Consider the following 20,153-nt stretch of genomic DNA (forward strand, 5'->3'; position numbering starts at 1 on the left):
TCCGCTTCCTCTCCGCTTCCGCTCCGACAGAGACGACAGAAAGGCACCCTTCGTGAACTACCGGGTCCAGCCCACCGCCCAGGTCGACGAGAAGGCCGTCGTCGGCGCGGGCAGCAGTGTGTGGGAGCTCGCCCAGATCCGCGAGGACGCCCGCCTCGGCGAGAACTGCGTGGTGGGGCGCGGCGCGTACGTCGGCCCCGGCGTGACCATCGGCGACAACTGCAAGCTGCAGAACCACGCCCTGGTCTACGAGCCGGCCGTGCTCGGCGACGGCGTCTTCATCGGACCGGCGGTGGTCCTCACCAACGACCACAACCCGCGTGCCGTCGCCCCCGACGGCACGCTCAAGCGGGGCGGCGACTGGGATCCCGTCGCCGTCGTGGTCGGCGACGGCGCCGCGGTCGGCGCCCGTTCGGTGTGCGTGGCGCCGGTGCGCATCGGACGCTGGGCTCTGGTCGCGGCCGGTTCGGTGGTGACCGCGGACGTCCCCGACTTCGCCCTGGTGATGGGGGTCCCGGCCCGGCAGACCGGCTGGGTCGGGAAGGCGGGCGTCCGGCTCGCCGAGGAGGACGGCCGGCCGGGGGTGTGGGTGTGCCCGGAGACGGGCGAGCGCTACGAGGAGCGGGACGGGCGGCTCACGGAGTACGGTGCGCCCCACTGAGCCGCTGTCCCCGCCGGCCGCGACGCGCCGCCGCCAGCCGCTCGATCCACAGCGCCGACATCACTCCGGTGAGGGTGCCGAGCGCGCCCACGCCGGCGACGGCGCGGGTGCGGTTCGGGGGCAGGGCGACGGTCCCGGGGCGGTTCACCAGGTCGACGGTGAGCAGGGTGGAGGCCGGCACGCGCTGCGCGGCCTGCAGGGCGCTCAGGTGCCGTCCGTACACCCCGATGATCAACTGGACCTGGCGGTCCGCCTCTTCGGGCCGGGTCTGCTCCGACTCGATCTGCAGGGTGGGGATCGAGTAGTACGGGGTGGCGCTCGTGCCGCTGTTGCGGGGGGTGAGCCGGTAGGTGCCGTGCACCCCGGCCGCCCGCAACTCGGCCCGTCCGGCGGGCGACTGGAGCTGCTGGACGACCGCGTACGACACCATCGCCAGCGAGGGCTGGAGGTTGGTCAGCTGGTTGGGCTGGTTGTCGGTGCGCGGCGGCTTCACCACCAGCACCGCCGAGCTCTGGTAGCGCGGTGCGGGCCGCAGCGCCGGGTAGCAGGCGGCGCCGGTGACGAGCACGGCGAGGAGCAGGACGTACCAGCGGCGCAGCAGCACGCGGGCCAGTCCCTCGGGAGTCAGCACGTCTCTTTCCATCAGCATCGATACTGGCAGCACGAAGAGGAACCGGGGGAGGGTTCGTGAGCATCGCCGAGATCTTCCGCGTCCTGGCCGGGCGCTGGTACGTGATGGTGCCGCTGACCCTGCTGAGTCTGGTCGCGGGCGGCTATCTGTACACGACCGTCCCCGTGACCTACGAGTCGCAGAGCCAGCTGGCGCTGCTCAACTCCAGCCGGGTGGCCAAGCCGGCGCCGAGCTACGGCAATCCGCTGGCGTACGCGAGCGGTTCGCTGATCGGCACGGCCGATGTGCTGATCCGCGCGCTGCAGTCCCCGGAGACGGCCCGTTTACTGCAGGGCCGCGGGATCACCGACGAGTACGCCGTCGACTTCGCCGCCCAGGCGGAGGGGCCGCTGCTCACCCTGACGGTCAAGGGCGAGGACCGGGCCAAGGTCCTGGACGAGACCCGGAAGATCACCGACTACGCCGCCGAGCAGCTCCTGGTCCTCCAGGAGGAGGCCCGGGTGCCGGACGGCTACTACGTCCGGTCCGCGCGGATCGTGCCGCCGCAGAAGCCGGTCTCGCAGCCCAAGTCCCGCTATCAGAAGGTCGCGGCCGTCGTCGTCTTCGGCATCACGGCGGCCTTCCTGCTCTCCTTCGTGATCGAGACCTGGGCGGCCGCCCGGCGCCGCACCCGCGGGCTGCCGGAGGCCCGCCCCGCTCCCCCGGCGCCGCGCCCCGGCGCGGGACGGCTGCGCACCCTGCTGACCCGGCCGCTGGACGCCACGGCCGTGCTCACCGGCTATCTGGCGCTGGCCTTGTTCCTTCCGTCGAACCTGGCGCTGCCCGCGCTCGGCGGCGCGGGCACACCGGCGAACGTCTTCGCGCTGCTGGGCCTGTTCTGGTACCTGGCGACCTGGTGCGGCGGCCGGATCGCGCCCGCGCCGGGGACCCGGACCATGCGGACGGTGGTCCTGCTGCTGTCCGTCGCCGTGCTGATGTCGTACGTCGCGAACCAGGACCGGATCAGCTCCCAGAAGGAGATCCTGGCGGCCGACCGCGGGCTGATCGTGCTGCTCGTCTGGGTGTCCCTGGTGGTGCTGACCACGGCCGGGATCCAGGACCGCGAGCGGCTCGACGTGCTGCTGCGACGCCTGGTCGTGATGGGCTCGATCGTCGCCCTGCTCGGCCTGTACGACTTCTTCACCGGCACCAACATCGCCGACGCGCTGCGCATCCCGGGCCTCAACTCCAGCGTGGCGAACGTCGCCGTCCTCGACCGGGGCTCGTTCACCCGGCCGCGCTCGCTCACCGCCCATCCGCTGGAGTTCAGCGGGATGCTGGCCATCCTGCTCCCGTTCGCCATCGCCCAGGCCTTCGACCCGGTACGGGCGCGCCTGAGCGCCTGGAAGCGCTGGGCGCCGGTGGTGCTGCTCGGTGGCGGGCTGCCCCTCACGGTGTCCCGGACCTCGATCATCGGCCTTCTGGTGGTCGTCCTGATCATGGTGCCCCGCTGGAAGCCGCAGCGGCGCTGGACCGCGATCGGCATCCTGTTCGGCGCCGTCGCGGTGTTCAAGGTCCTGGTGCCGGGCCTGATCGGCACCATCACCACGCTCTTCTCGGGCAGCCTGAACAACGCCGACAGCAGCACCCAGGCCCGCACCATCAAGTACCCGAAGATCGCGGAGTACTTCCAGCAGGACCCGGTCTTCGGCCGCGGCTTCGGCACCTTCACCCCGGAGCGCTACTTCTTCACCGACAACCAGTACCTGCTGACCCTGGCCGAGCTGGGCGCGCTCGGTGTCGCCGTGCTGCTCGTCCTGGGTCTCACCGGGGTGCACAACGGAGGCGCGATCCGGCGCCTCGCCCGGCACGAGCCGGACCGGGAGCTCGGCCAGGCCTTCTTCGCCTCGGCCCTGGTCGCCCTGGTGATCAGCGCGACCTTCGACACGCTCAGCTTCCCCATGTTCGCCGGCGTCTTCTTCCTGCTGCTCGGCGCGGGCGGCAGCTGCCTCGGATTCGTCCGGCGCGAGGCCGCCGAGGCCCGGTCCACGGACCGGGTGCCGCGGCAGCGCACCCCCGACCCCTCGCACCTCGTGGAGATCTGATGTCCGACCAGCAGCCGTCGTCCGGCCCCGTCGCCGTCGTGGTCGTCACCTGGAACAGCGCCGATGTGCTGCCCGGCTTCCTCGACTCGCTCCCGGCGGGCATGGCGGGCCTGGACTGGCGCCTGGTCGTCGCCGACAACGACTCCGCCGACGACACCGTCGCCGTGGTCCGCAAGCACGCCCCGGAGGCCACCGTCGTCGAGACGGGCCGCAACGGCGGCTACGCCTTCGGGATCAACGCGGCCCTGCGTGCCGCGTCCGCCTGGGAGGGCGGCTTCGGGGCGGTGCTGATCTGCAACCCGGACGTCCGGATGGACGAGGGCTGCGCCGCGAGGCTGCTCGCGGGGCTGGGCGCCGCCCTGCCGGACGGCGGCCGGGTCGGCGTCGCGGTGCCCCTGCTGTACGAGGAGGACGGCCGCCTCGTCCACTCGCTGCGCCGCGAGTCCAGCGTCACCCGGGCGCTCGGCGAGGCCGTCCTCGGCAACCGCAGGGCCGGCCGCTTCCCCCGCTGGAGCGAGCTGGTCACGGCGCCGTCCGCGTACGCCGGGCGGACCGTGGCCGACTGGGCGACCGGGGCGCTCCTGGCGCTGTCCCGGGAGTGCGTGGACGCCTGCGGCCCGTGGGACGAGTCCTTCTTCCTCTACTCGGAGGAGACGGAGTACTGCCTGCGGGCCCGGGACCTCGGCCTGCGCACCTGCCTGGAGCCCGCGGCGCGCGCCGTGCACCTCGGCGGGGACTCGCGGGTCTCCCCCCGGCTGTGGTCGCTGCTCGTGGTGAACCGGGTGCGGCTCTACCGGCGCCGTCACGGCCTGCCGGCCACGGTGGCGTTCCGCTCCGCTGTGCTGCTGCGGGAGCTGTCGCGGGCCGCCCTGGGCCGGGAGCCGGCCCGGGCCGCGGTGCGCGCCCTGCTGGGCGCGCCCCGCTCCCCTCACCAGGAGGTGTAGAAGCTGCCCGGGTTCACCAGGTACCGCACGGTGGGCCGGGCGAGGTGGGCCACCCGGCGCCCGCGGCTGTAGCGGCGGATCAGCTCCCAGTCCTCGCGGGGCAGCACCTCGGGGGTGCGCCGCAGTCTGCTGAAGCGCAGGGCCCGGGTCCGCCGGGCGACGAACGCGTTGGTGTCGAGGAAGGCCTCGTGGGCGGCCCTGCGCCGGTCGAAGGACACGGACAGGACGTCCATGTCGGTGCCGTCGGGCCGTACCCTGCGCAGCGCCGTGTAGACGCCGTCGGGGCCGCCCGGGGCGGCGAGGGCGGCGAGCGCCTCCTGCAGGTGTTCGGGCTCCCAGAGGTTGTCGTCGTCGAGGAAGGCGACGTAACGCGAGGCGGTCAGCCGGATCCCCACATTGCGCACGACACCGGCCACGCCCGTGTTCCGGCGGAGCGAGACGGCGAAGAGGCGCGGGTCGGCGGGGAGTTCGGGCAGTCCGGCCCCGTCGTCCACCACGATCACCACCTGGTCCCGCACGGTCTGCTCCAGGGCCGAGCGCACCGCCCGCAGCAGCGCCTCGGGGCGCCGGTGGGTGGCGATGACGGTGGCGACCCGGGCGGTGGGCCGGCGGTTCAGGGTCCGGGCGAGCCGGGCGGTCTCGGCGTCCTCGAAGCGGCGCAGCCGCAGGGCGGTGGGAGCGAGGAGGACCTTGTTGCGGAGCTCGTACAGGACCAGCCACCCGAAGCGTCGCTTGAGCAGCTCCCACGGCCCCCTGAGGACGCGGCGCATCAGACCCGGGTGCGGACGGCCGTCAGCGACTTGGTGAGCCCGGCGACCCGCTCGCTGAGGATCACGGAGCGGGGGAAGAGGTAGGTCATCTCGGCCCGGGTGAGCAGCTCGATGTTGATGACCGCGTCCATGCCCTCCTCGGGCGTGGCGGGGCGGCTGTGGGTGAGCGGCCAGTGCCGTACGAGCTTGGCCTGGGCGGCCAGCGGCAGGAACTGGAAGCCGGGGGCGAGGAAGTGCGGCTCCACCGGGAAGTAGCGGTAGGGGGTCTGCACCCAGTGCAGCGGGGCGAGTTGCTCGATGGCGGCGACGAAGCGGCGGCGCTGGCTGGGGCCGCCGACGTGCTCGATCGTGGAGTTGGAGACGACCAGGTCGAACTCGCCCAGTTTGGCGGGGATTCCGGGATCGGTGACGTCGGCGATCTCGGCGCTGATCCAGTCGGGCAGCTCGGCGGGGTGCGCCTCCAGGTTCACCAGGTGGACGTGCTTGGGGCGGAGCGGGGAGCGCTGCCAGTTCTCCGCGGTGCCGCCCAGGTCCACCACCCGCATGTCCTCGATGCGCGGGAAGCACTTCCGGAATCGCTCCCAGCGGGCCGCGCGGAATCGTTCGCCGAGGGAGTCGGGCGCGTCGACGAATCGGTTGCGGAGGGCACGGGTGCGCGACATCGGATCAACCACCTGGGTTCGGAAGGGGGTGGGGTCGCGCCCAACTCTAGGCGGAGAGTGGGTATTTATCAGCCGATCTCCTGACCTTGGTCAGGGCTGCTGCTCGGGGACGACGGGTGTCCCGTCCGCCATCCGGTTGCCGCTCCAGACGTTGCCCTTGCCGGCGGCGTTCCAGTAGGCGACGGCCCCGTATTTCCCTCCGGAAGGAAAGAACTCGGGCGAGAAGACGTTGTCGGTGACCTCGATGCCGCTGGAGTCCTTGCCGCCCGCGTACAGGGCGTAGGCCCCGCCCGCCAGCCAGTTCCTGTCGACGACGGTGTGGGTGACCGGGGCGCTGTCGGCGAAGAGACCGATCGCGGCCGAGGCGCCCTTGTCCACGGGGGTGGGGTTGATCAGGGTGTTGTGCCGGATGATCAGCTTGCCCTTGCCGCCGCCGTTGCTGATGACCGCGTTGGTGTGCTGCCACTCGCCGTCGAGGTTCTTGAACGGGACGATGTCGTGCACGTAGTTGTCGTGCAGGTTTCCCTGGCCCATGGAGAGGGCGTCGCCGAAGACCGAGATGTCGCAGTGGCCGACCTCCACCGAGCTCGTGCTCATGTTGGACACCGCGTAGTCCGAGCCGCCGTTGTTCGGCCCCTTGCCGGGGACGGCGGTGATGGTGGTGTGCAGGATGCGCAGGCCGGAGTAGCCGGGCCGCAGATTGATCCCCCACCAGTTGGTGGAGGTGATGCGGCTGTCGACCACGGTGACGTTGTCGGCGTAGATGTCGAGCGAGCCGGTGATGTCCCAGCCGCTGATGACCGTGCCGTCGGTGCGGATGCTCGCGTTCCCCGTGCTCTGCGGGGTCAGCGTCGCGATCCGCGGCCCGGTGGTGCTCGCGTCGGGGTAGCCGCAGGCCTTCGGGCCCGCGCAGCCCCGGCGCACGGGCGGCTTGGCGTCGGAGGGGCCGGCGGTCCCCGAGGGGCTCCCGGCGCCGGGGGCGGTGATGGCGCGGGAGTCGCACAGCGCCGCACCGCCCAGGCAGACGGCGGTGCCGCCGAATCCGGTGAAGGTGATCAGGGAGAACAGCAGGACGGCGGTCAGCAGCACCGCTCCGAGGAGCTTGCGGCGGCCGGTTCGGGCCAGGGGACTCACCTCATCGCTCGTGTGCCGGGGCGGCCGGCTGCTTCTGCGCGGGAACGGCGGGTACGGCAGGGTCGGTGGGGTCGGCAGGAACGACGGGGGCGTCGTCCTGCGGCGGCTCCGCCGGTCCGCGGCCGAACCGCGCGAGCGCGCCGCGGACCAGTCTGCGCCCGGGCAGCACGCACAGCGCGTAGCACACGAGCCCGATGACACTCGTGGCGGACAGGGCTCCGAGTCCCTCCCCCAGTTCCCGGCGCAGCACCAGCAGCACGGCGGCCATCAGGGCGCCGCCGAGGACCGGGCGCGCGCAGACCCGTGCGAGGGTGCGGGTGGCGATCCCGCCGCGGCGCAGGGCCACCAGGAACGCGGGCAGCACGACCGCGCCCGCGACCAGGACATGGCCGGCGGCGACCGTCTCGATGCCGCCGGCGCGGGCGGCGAGCACGAGGACGGGGACCAGGGTGACCAGCCAGAGCCCCTGGATGAGCAGGAGCGAGCGGCGGCGGCCGATCGCGACGAGGCAGTCGTACGTGAGCTCGGCGGCGATCCGGGCGAGGCCGAGGGCCATCAGCCAGGGCAGCGCCTCCGCCGCGGGCAGCCACTTCGCCCCGTAGACGAGCTCCACGGCGGGTCCGGCGAGCGCGCCGAGCAGGACGCAGGCCGGGACCGTGCAGGTCATCAGCAGACCGAGCGCGCTGCCGAAGCCGCGGGAGAGGGCCTTGGGGTCGTCGGCGAGGCGGGAGAACCCGGCGAAGGAGACCCGGCGGGCGGTCTCGGAGATGACCCGCACGGGCCAGCCGGCCATGTTGAAGGCGAGCATGTAGAAGCCGAGCGAGACGTTGCCGAGGACCGCGCCGACGATCATGGCGTCGGCGTTGACCACGGCGAGCGCCAGCATGCTCGCCCCGGCGAGCGGCAGGCCGAAGCGGAGCAGGGCCCGTGCCTGGGCCGCGTCCCAGCCGAAGCGCAGCATGCCGGGGGCGGCGAGCGCGCAGCCCGCGAGGGCCACGACGTTCCCGGCGACGGCCCCGCAGGCGAAGCTCATGGCGCCCCAGCCGTGCAGGGCGAGGGCCAGGGTCACCGAGGTGCTGACGACGAAGTTGAGCGCGTCGATGACCATCCGCCGGCCCTGGGCGAACTCTCGGGTGAGCACGCCCGCGGGGATCTGCGAGAGCCCGTCGAGGACGAGACAGACGCACATCACCCGCAGGACCGCGGTGGCCTCGGTGGAGCCGAGCAGCGCGGCGATGGCGGGGGCGGCGGCGAACAGGCTCAGGTAGAGCAGTCCGCTGGAGACGGCGCTGAGGGTGAGGACGGTCGGCGCGAACCGGCGTACGTCGCCCTCCCAGCGCACGATGGCCAGCGAGACGCCGAGTTCGTTGGCGGAGAGCAGGACCATCAGGACGGTCTGGGCGACGCCGTACACGCCCCAGGCGGCCGGGTCGAGGACGTAGCGCACGAGGACGATGCCGGTGGCGAAGTTGCCGAGCCGCATCACCATCGTGTTGACGAGGCTCCACCGGGTCGCCGAGCGGACCTTGCTGCCGAGCGAGCTCGGCTCGGCCGGCCCGGCGGCGGGCGTGGCATCCAACGGACTGCTCCTCGGGGCAGGGGTCACTTCACCCACGACGGTGGCCGCTTGGCGGGGCGGCGCCCGTCGGCCGGCTGCACGGGCAGCTGGACGGTGGGCTGGTCGACGGGCTGGTCGACGGGCTGGGCGTGGGCGGGCTCGTACGCGGCGGGCTGGACCGGCCCCGCGGGCTCGTACGCGGCGGGCTGGACCGCGGGCTCGGCGGCCTCGGCCGGCTCGGCGGGCACCGCCGGCTGCACGGGCGCCGGCGGCTCTACGTCCCCTACCGGCTCGGCCCGCTTCGCCTGGGCGGCGTGACGGCGGCGCGCCTCCACGAAGAAGGTGGCCACGAGGCTCAGCACGAAGCCCAGTCCGGCGGCCATGACCAGGTACTGGACCTTGGACTTCAGCTTGGCCTCGGGGTCCTGCGGAGGGACGATCGTGGTCAGCCGGATCATGGAGTCCGGCTCGACCTTCTGGTCCGCCTGCAGCTCCTTGAGGCGCTCGGCGGTGTAGGCCATGAGCGTCTTGTTCGCCCGCAGCACCGCGTCCGGGTCGTCGCCGGTCACGGTGAGCCAGAGCAGCGGGCCCTGCGCGTTGTCGGCGATCTTCGCCTCGTACTTCTCGGTCAGCCCCTTGGCCTTGAGGTCGGCGACCGAGGCGTCGGAGTTGACGTTGCGGGCGAGGCTGTCGGCCATGCCCGTGAGCGAGGGCTCCATGCTCAGGAAGGGGTTGCCGTCGGCCGCCGCACCCTTGCGGGAGTTGAGCAGCGCGACCGTGCTCTGCGACTCGTACGAGGTGGGGACGAACAGCCACGCCCCGACGGTGAGCCCGGCCGTGAGCAGCAGCCCGGGCACGAGGACGTACCACCGCCGGCACATGACCCGGAAGATCTCTGCGAGGTCCATGGCGTTCCCCCCTGCGCCCCCTGTGTGGCGGCTGCTCAACTGCCGTACCGCAGATGAGGATAGGTGGGATCGCGTCAGGTTGTGAGCCCTTCGCGATCACCACGTCTGCGGTCAACGGTGGTCGGTCGGCCGCGGGCGTTCACCCGCGGTCCCCCCGTCCAGCAGGACCCGGGCGATCCGGTCCCCGGCGCGCCCGTCCCACAGGGCCGGGCGGCGCGGCGGAGGCGGGTCCTCCAGGAGGCGCCCGGCGATGGCCTGAATCCGCTCCGGGTCGCGGCCCGCGAGGACGTTGGTGCCCTCGTCGACCGTGATCGGGCGCTCGGTGTTGTCCCGGAGGGTCACACAGGGCACCCCGAGGGCGGTGGTCTCCTCCTGGACGCCCCCGGAGTCGGTGAGGACGATCCGGGCACCGGCCTGGAGGGCGATGAAGTCGAGGTACCCGGCCGGTGGGACGAGTCGGATGCCGCCCGGCACGCCGAGCGCGTTCAGCTTCTCGGCGGCCCTGGGATGGACGGGCAGCACGAGCGGACAGTGCGCGGCGACCTCGCCGAGCCCCTTGAGGAGTCCGGAGAGGACCGCCGGGTCGTCGACGTTGGCGGGGCGGTGCAGGGTGACGAGGCCGTACCCGCCGCGGGCGACGCCGTGCCGTTCCAGGGCGTCGGACGCGAGGGCCCGCTCCCGGTTGGCGAACAGCGTGTCGATCATGACGTTGCCGACGACGTGGATCTGGTCCTCGTGGTAGCCCTCGGCGCGCAGGTTCACGGCCGCGTCGTCCGAGGGCGCGAGGAGGTAGTCGCTGATCCGGTCGGTGGCGAGCCGGTTGACCTCCTCCGGCATCGACCAGTCGCGGCTGCGCAGCCCGGCCTCGACATGGGCGAGCAGCGGGCCCGCCTTGGCGGTGACCAGGGCGCAGGCCAGGGTGGAGTTGACGTCGCCGACCACGACGACGACGTCCGGCGCGAGTTCCGCCACGAGCGGCTCGAACTCGGCCATCACCCGCCCGGTCTGGACGGCGTGGCTGCCGGAGCCCACGCCGAGGAAGCGGTCGGGCGGGCGCAGGCCGAGGTCGCGGAAGAAGACGTCGTTCATGGCCGGGTCGTAGTGCTGGCCGGTGTGGACCAGGAACACCTCGGCGCCCCTGGCCTCCAGGGCGTCCATCACCGGTTTGATCTTCATGTAGTTGGGGCGTGCGCCGGCGACGCAGATGATGCGCATACGGTTTAGAGCACCTCGATCCTGGGACCGCTCAGCCGGCGCCGGCAGTCGAGTACGTAGTCGGCGTGGGCCTCGACGAGCCCGTAGTCGAAGGCGTCGTGGTCGGTGAGGAGCACCACGGCGTCGGCCGCGGCGAGCTCTTCCTTGGTGAGGTCGACCCGGACGAGCCGGTTGTCGACCCGGTGTCCCTCGACGACGTGCGGGTCGGCCGCCCGGACCTCGGCGCCCATGTCGAGCAGGAGCTGGGAGATGCGCAGCGCGGGCGACTCGCGGGCGTCGCCGGTGTTCTTCTTGTAGGCGAGGCCGAGGAGCAGGATCCGGGAGCCGTTGACCGCGCGCTTGCGGGAGTTGAAGGCGCTGACCAGGCGCCGGGTCACGTAGTCCGGCATGTGGTTGTTGATGTCGTTGGCGAGCTCGACGAAGCGGAAGCTCTGGCCGAGTTCGCGCTGGACGCGCCAGGAGAGGTACGAGGGGTCGATGGGCAGGCAGTGGCCGCCGACGCCGGGTCCGGGGGTGAAGCGCATGAAGCCGAAGGGCTTGCTGGAGGCGGCGTCGATGGCCTGCCACACGTCGATGTCGAGGTGGCGGGCGAACATCGCTATCTCGTTGACCAGGGCGATGTTGACGTGCCGGAAGGTGTTCTCCAGGAGCTTGGCGAGCTCGGCCTCCTTGGGCGAGCTCACCGGCACGGTGGTGTCGACGAGTCCGTCGTAGAACTTCCGTACGGCCTTGAGGGAGGCCTTGTCGACGCCGGAGACGACCTTGGGGGTCTGCTCGAAGCCCCAGACGGGGTTGCCGGGGTCGATGCGCTCGGGGCTGTAGCCGAGGTGGAAGTCGGCTCCCGCGACGAGTCCGGAGCCCTCCTCCAGCAGGGGTCCGAACAGCTCCTGGGTGGTGCCCGGGTAGGTGGTCGACTCCAGGATGACGGTCGCGCCGGGGCGCAGATAGCGGGCGAGGTCGCGGGCCGACTCCTCGATGTAGCGCAGGTCGGGGGTGCCCTCGTGCAGCGGGGTCGGCACGGTGACGACGGCGACGTCGAAGCCGCCGCAGTCGCGCACGGCGTCGCTCGCCCGGTAGGTGCCGGCGTCGAGGGCGGCCCGCAGCCGCTCGGAGGAGACGTCCTCGACGTAGGACTCGCCGGCGGCGAGGCTCTTGACCCGCTCGGCGTCCACGTCGTAGCCGATCACCTCGTGACCGGTCTCGGCGGCCCGGATGGCGAGCGGCAGTCCGACATAGCCCTGTCCAACCACGACGACGCGCATCATGACTCCCTGCTCGCGGTGCTGACCGGTGTGACGTGCGTGATCGAGGGGCTGCGGCGGAGCATCTCCCGGCCCGTCATCAGGGCGAAGGAGACATTGGTGGTGAGATAGCGGCGGCCGAGCCGGCGCGGCTCCTGGAGCGCGCGGTAGAGCCACTCGAAGCCGAGCCGCTGCCAGCGTTCGGGGGCGCGGCGGGTGACGCCGGCGAGGATGTCGAAGGAGCCGCCGACGCCGTGCACGAGCGCCACCTTGCTGCGCTCGCCGTAACCGGCGGTGAAGATCTCCTTCTTGGGCGAGGTCATGCCGAGGAACAGCATGTGGGCGCCGCTCTCGGCGATCGCGTCGGCGATGGCCGGCTGGTCGGCGTCGTCGAAGTAGCCGTGCCGGCTGCCGGCCACGCGCAGTCCGGGGAAGCGGACCGCGACGCGGCGCAGCATCTCGTCCAGGACGTGCTGCTTGGCGCCGAGGAAGTAGACGGAATGCCCGGCGGCCTCGGCCTCGGCGAGGAGCCGGGTGAACAGGTCGATGCCGGCGACCCGTTCGGGCAGCGGGCGGCGCAGCAGCCGGCCCGCCCACACGACGGCCTGGCCGTCGGCGAGGACGAGGTCGCAGCCGGAGACGGCCTGGGCGAGGGCGGGGTCGCGCCGCATGTTGACCAGCTTGGCGGCGTTCACCACGCCGATCTCCAGTCGTTCGCCGGCGCGTACGGCGGCGAGGCAGCGGGCGACGGTCTCGTCCATGGTGAGCGCGTCGAGCCGTATCCCGAACAGGGATTGCTGCTTCGACGGTGAAGCTGCGCGCGGGGTGGGGATCATCTGTCGATCCCTCCCAGCCACGCGAAGAGCATCCAGCCGAACTCGTACGGGCGGCACTCGCGGTCCACGGCGGTCGGCCGGAACACGCCGTCGAGCGGGCCGAGCCGGAGGCCGGGGGCGACCCGGGTGGTGAGGCCGCGGGCGGCGCGCACGGCCTTCTTGGGGTCGCCGCGGTGGACCTTGCGCCAGGTCACGCCGAGCTCGTCCAGGATCATGGGCTCGAAGACCCCGGCCGCGGCGAGTTCGGGCACCTCGGTCATCCAGCGCAGGCCCTTGCGGATGGGCTCGCCGAAGTCGGTGCCGCCGGCCTCGGCCAGGTCCAGGAGGGCGGTGGGGGCCATGGCGTGCTGGTGGACGCTGTACACGGGGTAGCCCTCGACGACGCTGCCGCGGCGGGCGTCGTAGTGCCACCACCACTGGCCGCCTTCGCCCTGGAGGGCGCAGATGCGGGTGGCGCAGGCGTCGGCGGCGGCCAACGCCTCCGGGTCGTCGCCGCTCGCGTGGGCGCGGGCCAGTGCCTGCAGCGGGTAGGTCTGGTCGGCGAAGCAGCCGATGTGGGCGCGGTACCAGGGGTTGAGGCCGGGTCCGGTGGCGTGCGGGAAGAGCGGGCTGCCGCCGATCCGGGCGCGCAGCAGCCGGTCCCGGGCGCTCTTCAGCCGGTCCTCGACGTCGACGGTGCCGCGGGCGGCGGCGTACGCCGAGAGCACCCAGGCGGCCTCGACGGTGTACTGCGGACGGCCGGGCTCGTCGAGGGCGGTGACCCGGTCGAGGGCGTCGGAGAGCTTGGGGTGGCCGGTCTCGGCCGCGGCCCAGGCGATCAGGGCGGCGTCGCCGAGGTTGCGGACGCCGGGCAGCCGCTCGATCAGCTCGCCGGCGAACTCCTCGGCGGTGTGGCCGCCGAGGACCGTGCGCTGCCGGTCGAGGGGCAGGAAGCGGGCGCCGAGCGCGGTGATGGCGGCGTAGCGGATGCTGGTGCCGCGCTGCTCCAGTCGGTAGGACCCGTCGGCGGCCCGGTGGCCGGCGCGGGTGAAGACGAATCCGGTGCCCCCGGGCAGGAGCATGGCGGGCAGTCCCCGCTCGGCCACGGCGAGCAGACGGGTGGCGAGGTCGTGGAGCGGGCGGTCCGCTCCGGCGAGCTCGGTCATCCGTGAACTGCGTGGAATGTCGGGTGTGTTGGCAGGACGATCGGACACACCCACCCCCCTCGGGTCGGTTCGGATCAGGACGCTGATCCGGATCGGCTGGCTGTCGGCACGCTTGCGGAGCTGTTGCGGGACTGCGGTCGGTGGTGGCGTGGGCGGACCGGCACCCGCGCACGACGGATCGGCGGCACCCTCCTCAGAAGTGCCGCGGCGACGCGTCGACGCGTGTGACCTCTACTCGGCGGCTCCCCAGCCGCGACGAAGATGATGACGGACATGACGACGAGGACAGGCGGCAGCGAAGCGTGACCGCTTCTGCCTCCTGCCGGTGAGATCCCCCACGGACACCCCCAGCGCACGGCGCGAACGCCGTGCTCAACTCGCAGCGTACAACGGGAAGATAGGGCTACAACACGGTGTCGATGAGGCCTTTCGAGGAATTGGTCGCAAGCAGTCGCTAAGCCGCACCGATCGCGCCGAACTCCCGGCCCCGCAGCGGTTACAGTGGGCGCGCGATCACCCGCTCACGGCAGTTGGGGTCCTTGACTGTGTATCTGGCCGACCGCTCCACACCGCAGACGCCGACCTCCGCCCCGGACCGCCTCCGGGGCACGGTCCGGGCGGCCTCGCCGACCGTCCTGGCGCTGGGCACGGTCAGCCTGGTCACCGACGTCTCCAGCGAGATGGTCTCGGCGGTGCTGCCGCTGTACCTGGTGATGGGGCTCGGCCTGAGCCCGCTCGGCTTCGGCATGCTCGACGGCGTCCAGAACGGCGTGAGCGCCCTGGTCCAGCTCACCGGCGGGCACCTCGCGGACCGGGTGCGCAACCACAAGCTGATCGCCGGGATCGGCTACGGCCTGTCGGCGCTGGTGAAGCCGCTGCTCCTGGTCCACCACATGGGCGCGCTCGGGGTGTCCCTGGCGCTCGACCGCACCGGCAAGGGGCTGCGCACGGCGCCGCGCGACGCGCTGATCTCGCTGTCCGTGCCGCCGGAGCGGCAGGGCCGGGCGTTCGGCCTGCACCGGGCGATGGACACCACGGGGGCGCTGCTCGGTCCGATCGCGGCGTTCTTGATCCTGGGGGTGGCGGCGGGCGGTTACGACGCGGTGTTCGCGGTCAGCGGCTGCGTGGCGGCGTTCGGGGTGCTGGTCCTGCTGCTTTTCGTACCGAGCGGAACCAGCGGCGCCGCGGGTGGCCCCGCGGTTGCTTCCGCCCCGAGCGGAAAGAACCCCCAGCTGCCCGCGCCCCAGCTGCCCGCACCCCGGCGGCCCGGCCCCGAGGAGCGGGCGGATCTGCGGGCCGCGTTCGCGCTGCTGCGGGGGCGGCGGCTGCGGGCGCTGTTCGGCTGCGCGGTGCTGCTCGGCCTGACCACGGTGAGCGACGCGTTCCTCTATCTGCTCGTGCAACGGCGTACGGGGGTGGCGGAGCAGCTCTTCCCGCTGCTTCCGCTCGGCACGGCCGCCGTCTTCCTGCTGCTCGCGCTCCCGGCCGGACGGCTCGCGGACCGGATCGGCCGGCGGACGGTGTTCCTCGCCGGGCACGCCGGACTGCTCCTGGCGTACGCGCTGCTGCTGTGGGCGCCCGCGACGCCGGCGCTGCCGTATCTGGTGCTCGCCCTGCACGGCGCGTTCTACGCCGCCACCGACGGGGTGCTGCCCGCGGCCGTCGCCGCCGTGGTGCCGGAACGGCTGCGGGCCAGCGGGATCGCGCTGGTCGGCACCGGGCAGGCGCTGGCCCGCTTCTGCTGTTCCCTGGCCTTCGGCGCCGCGTGGGCCGCGTGGGGCGACGGCCCCGCGCTCGCCTCGGCCGCCGCCGGCCTCGCCTGCTGCGCGGCCGTCGCCGGTGTCGCGCTGCGCCCGACGGGAGATCCGCGATGACCCTCACCCCGCTGCGCCGCCTGCTGGTCCTCGCCACCGGGGTGCTGTTGCTCGCCGGCCTCGGCGCCTGGTCGGTGCTTTCGGCGGCCGACCGGGCGGCCGAGGAGAACAAGCCCCGCGCGGGCGGCCCGGCGTTCACGAACGGGAAGGTGGATCTGGCGGACCCGGGTCGCTTCGTCTTCCGCAACATGGCCACGGGACCGCAGCGCGACCGGCTCGTGTCCGTGCCGGCCGGGACCGCCGCCGGTGCCGCCCGCACCACCTCCGACGTGTCCTGTCTGCGCTTCCACGCCGCCGCGGGCACCGGTGTCTGCCTCCAGGCCACCACCTCCCTGGGCCGCCCCGCCTACCGCGCGCAGATCCTCGACTCCGCGTTGCGCACGGTGCGGAACTATCCCCTCGCGGGCATCCCCAGCCGCGCCCGGGTCTCCCCCAGCGGACGGCTCGCCGCCTGGACCGTGTTCGTGAAGGGCGAGTCGTACGGCACCTCGTTCTTCTCCACCCGCACCTCGATCCTCGACACCCGCGGCTGGAAACTCGCCCCGAACCTGGAGGAGTTCGCGATCACCCTGGACGGGCGGCCGTACCGCAGCACCGACGTGAACTTCTGGGGCGTCACCTTCGCCCAGGACGACGACACCTTCTACGCCACCCTCAGCACCCGTGAGCAGACGCATCTCGTCCGCGGCTCGCTCTCGGCCCGCAGCGTCACCGCCCTGGCGGAGAACGTCGAGTGCCCCTCGCTCTCCCCGGACGGCACGCGCGTCGCGTACAAGAAGCGGGTGCTCGGGAAGGCGGCGCTGTGGCGCGAGCACGTCCTGGACCTGCGCACCCTGAAGTCGACCCCGCTGGCCGAGCGCCGCAGCGTCGACGACCAGGCGGTCTGGCTCGACGACCGCACCCTCGCCTACGCGCTGCCCGCCGAGGGCCGCACGGGCGTCGACGACGTCTGGACGGTTCCCGCCGACGGGTCGGGCACCCCGCGGGTCCTGCTGTCCGACGCGCAGGCGCCGCCGCCCGCCACGAGGTGAACGCGCCGCCCGCTACGGGTAGCTGCGCACGTCGTCGTTGTACTCCCGCGCCCGTTCCCGTACGAGCGGGGGCAGGGTCCCCTGGGCCAGATCGGCGAGGGTGGTGCCCTCCAGGACGTGCCGGAGGCTCGCCCGTACGGCACGCCACACGTCCGGCATGGGGGCGGCGGCGCCCTGGTACTCCAGGCCCGTCAACTTCAGGTCGCGGACGCTGACGAGCGGCCCGTCCATGGCCCGGATGACGTCCGCGACGGTGATCTCCGCGGCCGGCCGGGCCAGCGTGTAGCCGCCGTCGGGGCCCCGGACGCTGGAGACCAGACGGGCCTGCCGCAGCTCGCTGAGCACGACGAAGAGAAATCGGACGGGGATGTCCTGGCGGCCGGCGATGTCCTCCGCCTTGAGCGGCCGGTCCGGGGCGCCGGCCAGCTCCGCCATGGCACGGATGGCGTAGTCCGTTCGTGCTGAGATCCTCACGGCCCCAATGTCTCACGACCGGCCCGGGCCTGACCTGCGCCGGGGTCGCGGAGCCGTGGCGGCCCGTCAACGACACGCCCGGGGAGCGCGGTTGTCCGGAAGGCGCGTTGCTACTCCACTTTGTTCATCGAGATAGTGAACATTGCCCGCGCTCTGTCCGCTCGACCCGGAGGTACCCGAAGTGTCCGTGGAGTCCGTGGTTTCCGTGGTGTCCGCCCCCGCGACCGAGTCCGCCGCAGCCCCCGCGACCGACGCGTCCGCGCGCAGCCGGCCGACCGTCGCGGTCGTGGGCGCGGGCGCGGCCGGCGCCCTCGTCGCCGTCCAGCTGTGCGAGACCGCGGCCCGCCGGCGCACCCCGCTCGACCTGGTCCTGATCGATCCGGCGGCGGAGGCGGGCCGCGGTGTGGCGTACTCCACCGAGGTGCCCGAGCACCGCCTCAACGTGCCGGTCGGCGGGATGAGCTGCTATCCGGACGACCCCGGCCACTTCCGCCGCTGGCTCTGCCGCCACGGCGAGTCCACGGTCACCGCGGCGGACTTCGCCTCCCGCCACCGCTACGGCTCGTATCTCGCCGACACCCTCGGCCGGGCCATCATCAGCGCGCACGGCACGGTCTCCGTCCGGCGGCTGCGCACCAGGGCGACGGGCTGCGCCGACCTCGCCGGCGGACGGGTGGAGCTCCGGCTCGCCGACGGCGGGACGGTGGCGGCCGACAGCGTGGTCCTCGCCACCGGCCCGGCGGCGGGCCGCTCGGAGTGGGCCCCGCGGGGCCTGCTCGGCTCCGACCGGTTCATCACCCGCCCGTGGGCGCCGGGCGCGCTCGACGCCGTGGCGGACACCGACGACGTCCTCCTCGTCGGCACCGGGCTCACCGCCGTCGACCTCGCCCTCGTCCTCGACCGGCCCGGCCGCACCGTGCACGCGGTCTCCCGCACCGGCCTGCTGCCGCAGCCGCACGCGCTCGCCCCGCTGCGGGCCGTGCCGCCGCCGAAGGAGCTCGCCGCGCTCCCGTTCCCCCGGCTGCGCAGGGAGGTGCTGCGGTACGTCGCCGAGACCCGCCGCACGCACGGCGACTGGCGGCCCGCCTTCGACGGCCTGCGGCCGTGGATCGGCCGGCTCTGGCAGGGCCTCACGGACGACGAGCGGGCGGAGTTCCTGGGGCGCGACGCCACCCCGTGGAACGTGCACCGGCACCGGATGGCCCCCTCCACCGCCGAGACGATCAGCCGGGCGCGCTCCGCCCGCAGGCTGCGCGTCCACTCCGGCCGGATCGCCTCCGCCGCCGCGCGCGAGGACGGCGGCCTGACCGTCCGCCTCGCCGACGGCCGCGAGCTGGGCGTGGCCTGGGTGGTGGACTGTACGGGGCCCGGGCTGCGGGCCGACGCCGGCGGCGACCCGCTGTGGAGCGGGCTCCTCGCGGACGGTCTCGCCGTGCCGGGACCGCTCGGCATCGGCGTCGCCACCGACGGGGGGCGCCTCCTGGACGCCCAGGGGCGGACGGCGCGCGCGCTGTTCACGCTGGGCGCGCCCCGGCGGGGCGAGCTGTGGGAGACGACGGCGATCCCCGAGATCCGCACCCAGGCCAAGGAGGTCGCCGAGGCGGTCCTCGCCCCGCCGGCCGGGAGCCCGCGGCGGGCGCGCCGCCGGCCCACCGACCAGTTCGGGCTCCCGCTGTCGACCCATGCCGCCGCGGCGGCGTCCTTCCGGGGCGGACTCGGCCGGGTGATCACCGTACGGGCGAAGGCGGCGGAGGCGTTCGCCCGGGCGACGGAGCTCGACCCGGGCTTCGCCCTCGGCCACGCCGCGCTGGCGCTGCTCGGCCACGAGTGCGGGGCGGACGTCGACGTGGCGCGGGAGCTCGCGGACGCCCGGCGCAGTGCCCGGGAGCGCGGGGACGAGCGGGAGCGCTCGTTCGTGGAGATGGTCACGAGCCGGATCGAGTCGCCCGTGTCCCGGGCGGACGGCACGAGTCCCGGTGACCAGGCCCTCATCGCCCATCTGGAGCGCTTCCCCGGCGACGCGTTCGCCCTGGCCGTCGCCGTCCCCACCATCGCCTTCTCCGGGGTCGCGGACCTCGACGGTTCACTCGCCCGGCGCCTGGTCGAGGGCACCGCCCACGCCTACGACGGGCACTGGTTCCACACCTCGCTCCTCTCCTTCGTGCGCCAGGAGCAGGGGCGGATCGACGAGGCGGGCGAGCTGGCCCGCGCGGCCCTGGCCGCGGAGCCGGCCTCCGGCCACGCCGTCCACGCCCTGGCCCATGTCCACTACGAGTCGGGCGAGCACCACACCGGCCGGGACTGGCTCGACGGCTGGATCGGCGCCCAGGGGCGCGGGGCCGTGCACCGGGCGCACTTCTCCTGGCACGTGGCGCTGCACGAGCTCGCCCTGGACGACGCCGCGGCGGTGCGCCGCCGCTGGTACGCGCAGCTCGCTCCGGGGCAGGTGAGCGGGGTGCGGGCGCTCGTGGACTCCGGTTCGCTGCTGTGGCGGGCCCGGATGTCCCAGAACTGGACCGGCCGGGTGCCGGTCGACGGTGTCCTCGACGCGGTCGCCCGCGAACTGGTGGAGCGCCCCGCGTCCGCCTTCACCGCCCTGCACGGCGCCGTCGCCCTGACCGCCGCCGGCGACCTGCCCGGGCTGCGCCGGCTGCGCTCCCACGCGGCGGGCGCGGACCAGGTGCAGCGGGAGGTCGTCGTCCCGTTGTGCAGCGCGCTGGAGGCCGTCCTCGAGGAGGAGTGGACGACGGCCGCGCAGGGGCTGCGCGCGCTGCTGCCCTCGCTGCGGCGGGTGGGCGGCAGCGCGGCGCAGCGCGAGGTCGTCGAGGAGACCCTGCTGTACGCCCTGGTGGAGGCCGGCCACCGGGACACCGCCCGGGACCTCCTGGAGCGGCGCCTGGACCGCCGGGCCTCGCCGCTCGACCGCCGCCGGCTCGCGGGCCTGGGCGCCTGACGGGCGGTCACCCGCCGCTCCGCACATAGGAT

The 20,153-nt window shown here is 73.6% G+C and carries 17 protein-coding genes; 6 read left to right on the top strand and 11 right to left on the bottom strand.

Translation table 11 applies throughout. The features are described 5' to 3' along the window. The first annotated feature begins 52 nt into the window (after positions 1-52). On the top strand, positions 53-661 hold the full coding sequence (locus ACH414_RS18305) for an acyltransferase (protein WP_382533788.1): 609 nt from the start codon (positions 53-55) through the stop codon (positions 659-661). On the opposite strand, the gene ACH414_RS18310 is transcribed toward ACH414_RS18305, so the two are convergent. Beyond that, positions 636-1,292, bottom strand: coding sequence for a hypothetical protein (locus ACH414_RS18310; protein ID WP_386566738.1), 657 nt, complete (start codon positions 1,290-1,292; stop codon positions 636-638). The two genes, ACH414_RS18305 and ACH414_RS18310, sit on opposite strands and share 26 nt — an antisense overlap. A 56-nt stretch (positions 1,293-1,348) precedes the next feature. Here ACH414_RS18310 and ACH414_RS18315 point away from each other — a divergent pair, with 56 nt between their 5' ends. Together ACH414_RS18315 and ACH414_RS18320 are read left to right on the top strand one after the other, a co-directional pair. Next, positions 1,349-3,376 (top strand): O-antigen ligase family protein, encoded by a 2,028-nt coding sequence (locus ACH414_RS18315; RefSeq protein WP_386566736.1) that lies wholly within the window; start codon positions 1,349-1,351, stop codon positions 3,374-3,376. Then, positions 3,376-4,320, top strand: a complete 945-nt coding sequence (locus tag ACH414_RS18320) for a glycosyltransferase family 2 protein (RefSeq protein ID WP_398942446.1) — start codon at positions 3,376-3,378, stop codon at positions 4,318-4,320. The genes ACH414_RS18315 and ACH414_RS18320 overlap by 1 nt, the downstream gene beginning before the upstream one ends. On the opposite strand, the gene ACH414_RS18325 is transcribed toward ACH414_RS18320, so the two are convergent. The 9 genes from ACH414_RS18325 to ACH414_RS18365 all read right to left on the bottom strand — a co-directional run bounded on the left by ACH414_RS18325 (position 4,305) and on the right by ACH414_RS18365 (position 13,789). Next, positions 4,305-5,090 carry a glycosyltransferase family 2 protein gene (locus tag ACH414_RS18325; protein ID WP_391768891.1) on the bottom strand — a complete coding sequence of 262 codons (786 nt, stop codon included), beginning with the start codon at positions 5,088-5,090 and terminating at the stop codon, positions 4,305-4,307. The two genes, ACH414_RS18320 and ACH414_RS18325, sit on opposite strands and share 16 nt — an antisense overlap. Further along, positions 5,090-5,752 carry a class I SAM-dependent methyltransferase gene (locus ACH414_RS18330; protein ID WP_382533779.1) on the bottom strand — a complete coding sequence of 221 codons (663 nt, stop codon included), beginning with the start codon at positions 5,750-5,752 and terminating at the stop codon, positions 5,090-5,092. Before ACH414_RS18330 ends, ACH414_RS18325 begins: the two co-directional genes overlap by 1 nt. A 90-nt stretch (positions 5,753-5,842) precedes the next feature. After that, entirely contained in the window at positions 5,843-6,886 is a 1,044-nt protein-coding gene (locus ACH414_RS18335) for a hypothetical protein (RefSeq protein ID WP_398942448.1), read from the bottom strand. Between the two features lies 1 nt (position 6,887). Continuing rightward, positions 6,888-8,465 (bottom strand): oligosaccharide flippase family protein, encoded by a 1,578-nt coding sequence (locus ACH414_RS18340; protein WP_398942450.1) that lies wholly within the window; start codon positions 8,463-8,465, stop codon positions 6,888-6,890. A 23-nt stretch (positions 8,466-8,488) separates the two neighbouring features. Further along, positions 8,489-9,352 (bottom strand): chain length determinant protein, encoded by an 864-nt coding sequence (locus ACH414_RS18345; protein WP_398942452.1) that lies wholly within the window; start codon positions 9,350-9,352, stop codon positions 8,489-8,491. Between the two features lie 111 nt (positions 9,353-9,463). Then, entirely contained in the window at positions 9,464-10,567 is a 1,104-nt protein-coding gene (gene wecB, locus ACH414_RS18350; RefSeq protein ID WP_382533771.1) for a non-hydrolyzing UDP-N-acetylglucosamine 2-epimerase, read from the bottom strand. Between the two features lie 5 nt (positions 10,568-10,572). Continuing rightward, on the bottom strand, positions 10,573-11,829 hold the full coding sequence (locus ACH414_RS18355) for a nucleotide sugar dehydrogenase (RefSeq protein ID WP_382534231.1): 1,257 nt from the start codon (positions 11,827-11,829) through the stop codon (positions 10,573-10,575). After that, the gene (locus ACH414_RS18360; protein WP_382533769.1) at positions 11,829-12,644 is read right to left on the bottom strand and encodes a WecB/TagA/CpsF family glycosyltransferase; all 816 of its coding nucleotides are present in this window, start codon (positions 12,642-12,644) and stop codon (positions 11,829-11,831) included. The genes ACH414_RS18355 and ACH414_RS18360 overlap by 1 nt, the downstream gene beginning before the upstream one ends. Further along, the gene (locus ACH414_RS18365) at positions 12,641-13,789 is read right to left on the bottom strand and encodes a hypothetical protein (protein WP_382533768.1); all 1,149 of its coding nucleotides are present in this window, start codon (positions 13,787-13,789) and stop codon (positions 12,641-12,643) included. Before ACH414_RS18365 ends, ACH414_RS18360 begins: the two co-directional genes overlap by 4 nt. A 545-nt stretch (positions 13,790-14,334) precedes the next feature. Between ACH414_RS18365 and ACH414_RS18370 the strand changes: the two genes are divergently transcribed. Both ACH414_RS18370 and ACH414_RS18375 read left to right on the top strand, forming a co-directional pair. Next, a complete protein-coding gene (locus ACH414_RS18370; protein ID WP_398942628.1) occupies positions 14,335-15,663 on the top strand; it encodes an MFS transporter in 1,329 nt (442 codons plus the stop codon). Further along, on the top strand, positions 15,660-16,694 hold the full coding sequence (locus tag ACH414_RS18375) for a TolB-like translocation protein (RefSeq protein ID WP_382533766.1): 1,035 nt from the start codon (positions 15,660-15,662) through the stop codon (positions 16,692-16,694). The genes ACH414_RS18370 and ACH414_RS18375 overlap by 4 nt, the downstream gene beginning before the upstream one ends. Before the next feature lie 12 nt (positions 16,695-16,706). On the opposite strand, the gene ACH414_RS18380 is transcribed toward ACH414_RS18375, so the two are convergent. Further along, positions 16,707-17,168, bottom strand: coding sequence for an RrF2 family transcriptional regulator (locus ACH414_RS18380; RefSeq protein ID WP_382533764.1), 462 nt, complete (start codon positions 17,166-17,168; stop codon positions 16,707-16,709). Positions 17,169-17,454: 286 nt separating this feature from the next. Between ACH414_RS18380 and ACH414_RS18385 the strand changes: the two genes are divergently transcribed. Then, complete coding sequence (locus ACH414_RS18385; RefSeq protein WP_398942629.1) at positions 17,455-20,121, top strand: FAD/NAD(P)-binding protein; 2,667 nt, start codon at positions 17,455-17,457, stop codon at positions 20,119-20,121. Positions 20,122-20,153: the final 32 nt, after the last annotated feature.

The organism is Streptomyces sp. NPDC020422, from assembly GCF_044386705.1.
Taxonomy (GTDB): Bacteria; Actinomycetota; Actinomycetes; order Streptomycetales; family Streptomycetaceae; genus Streptomyces.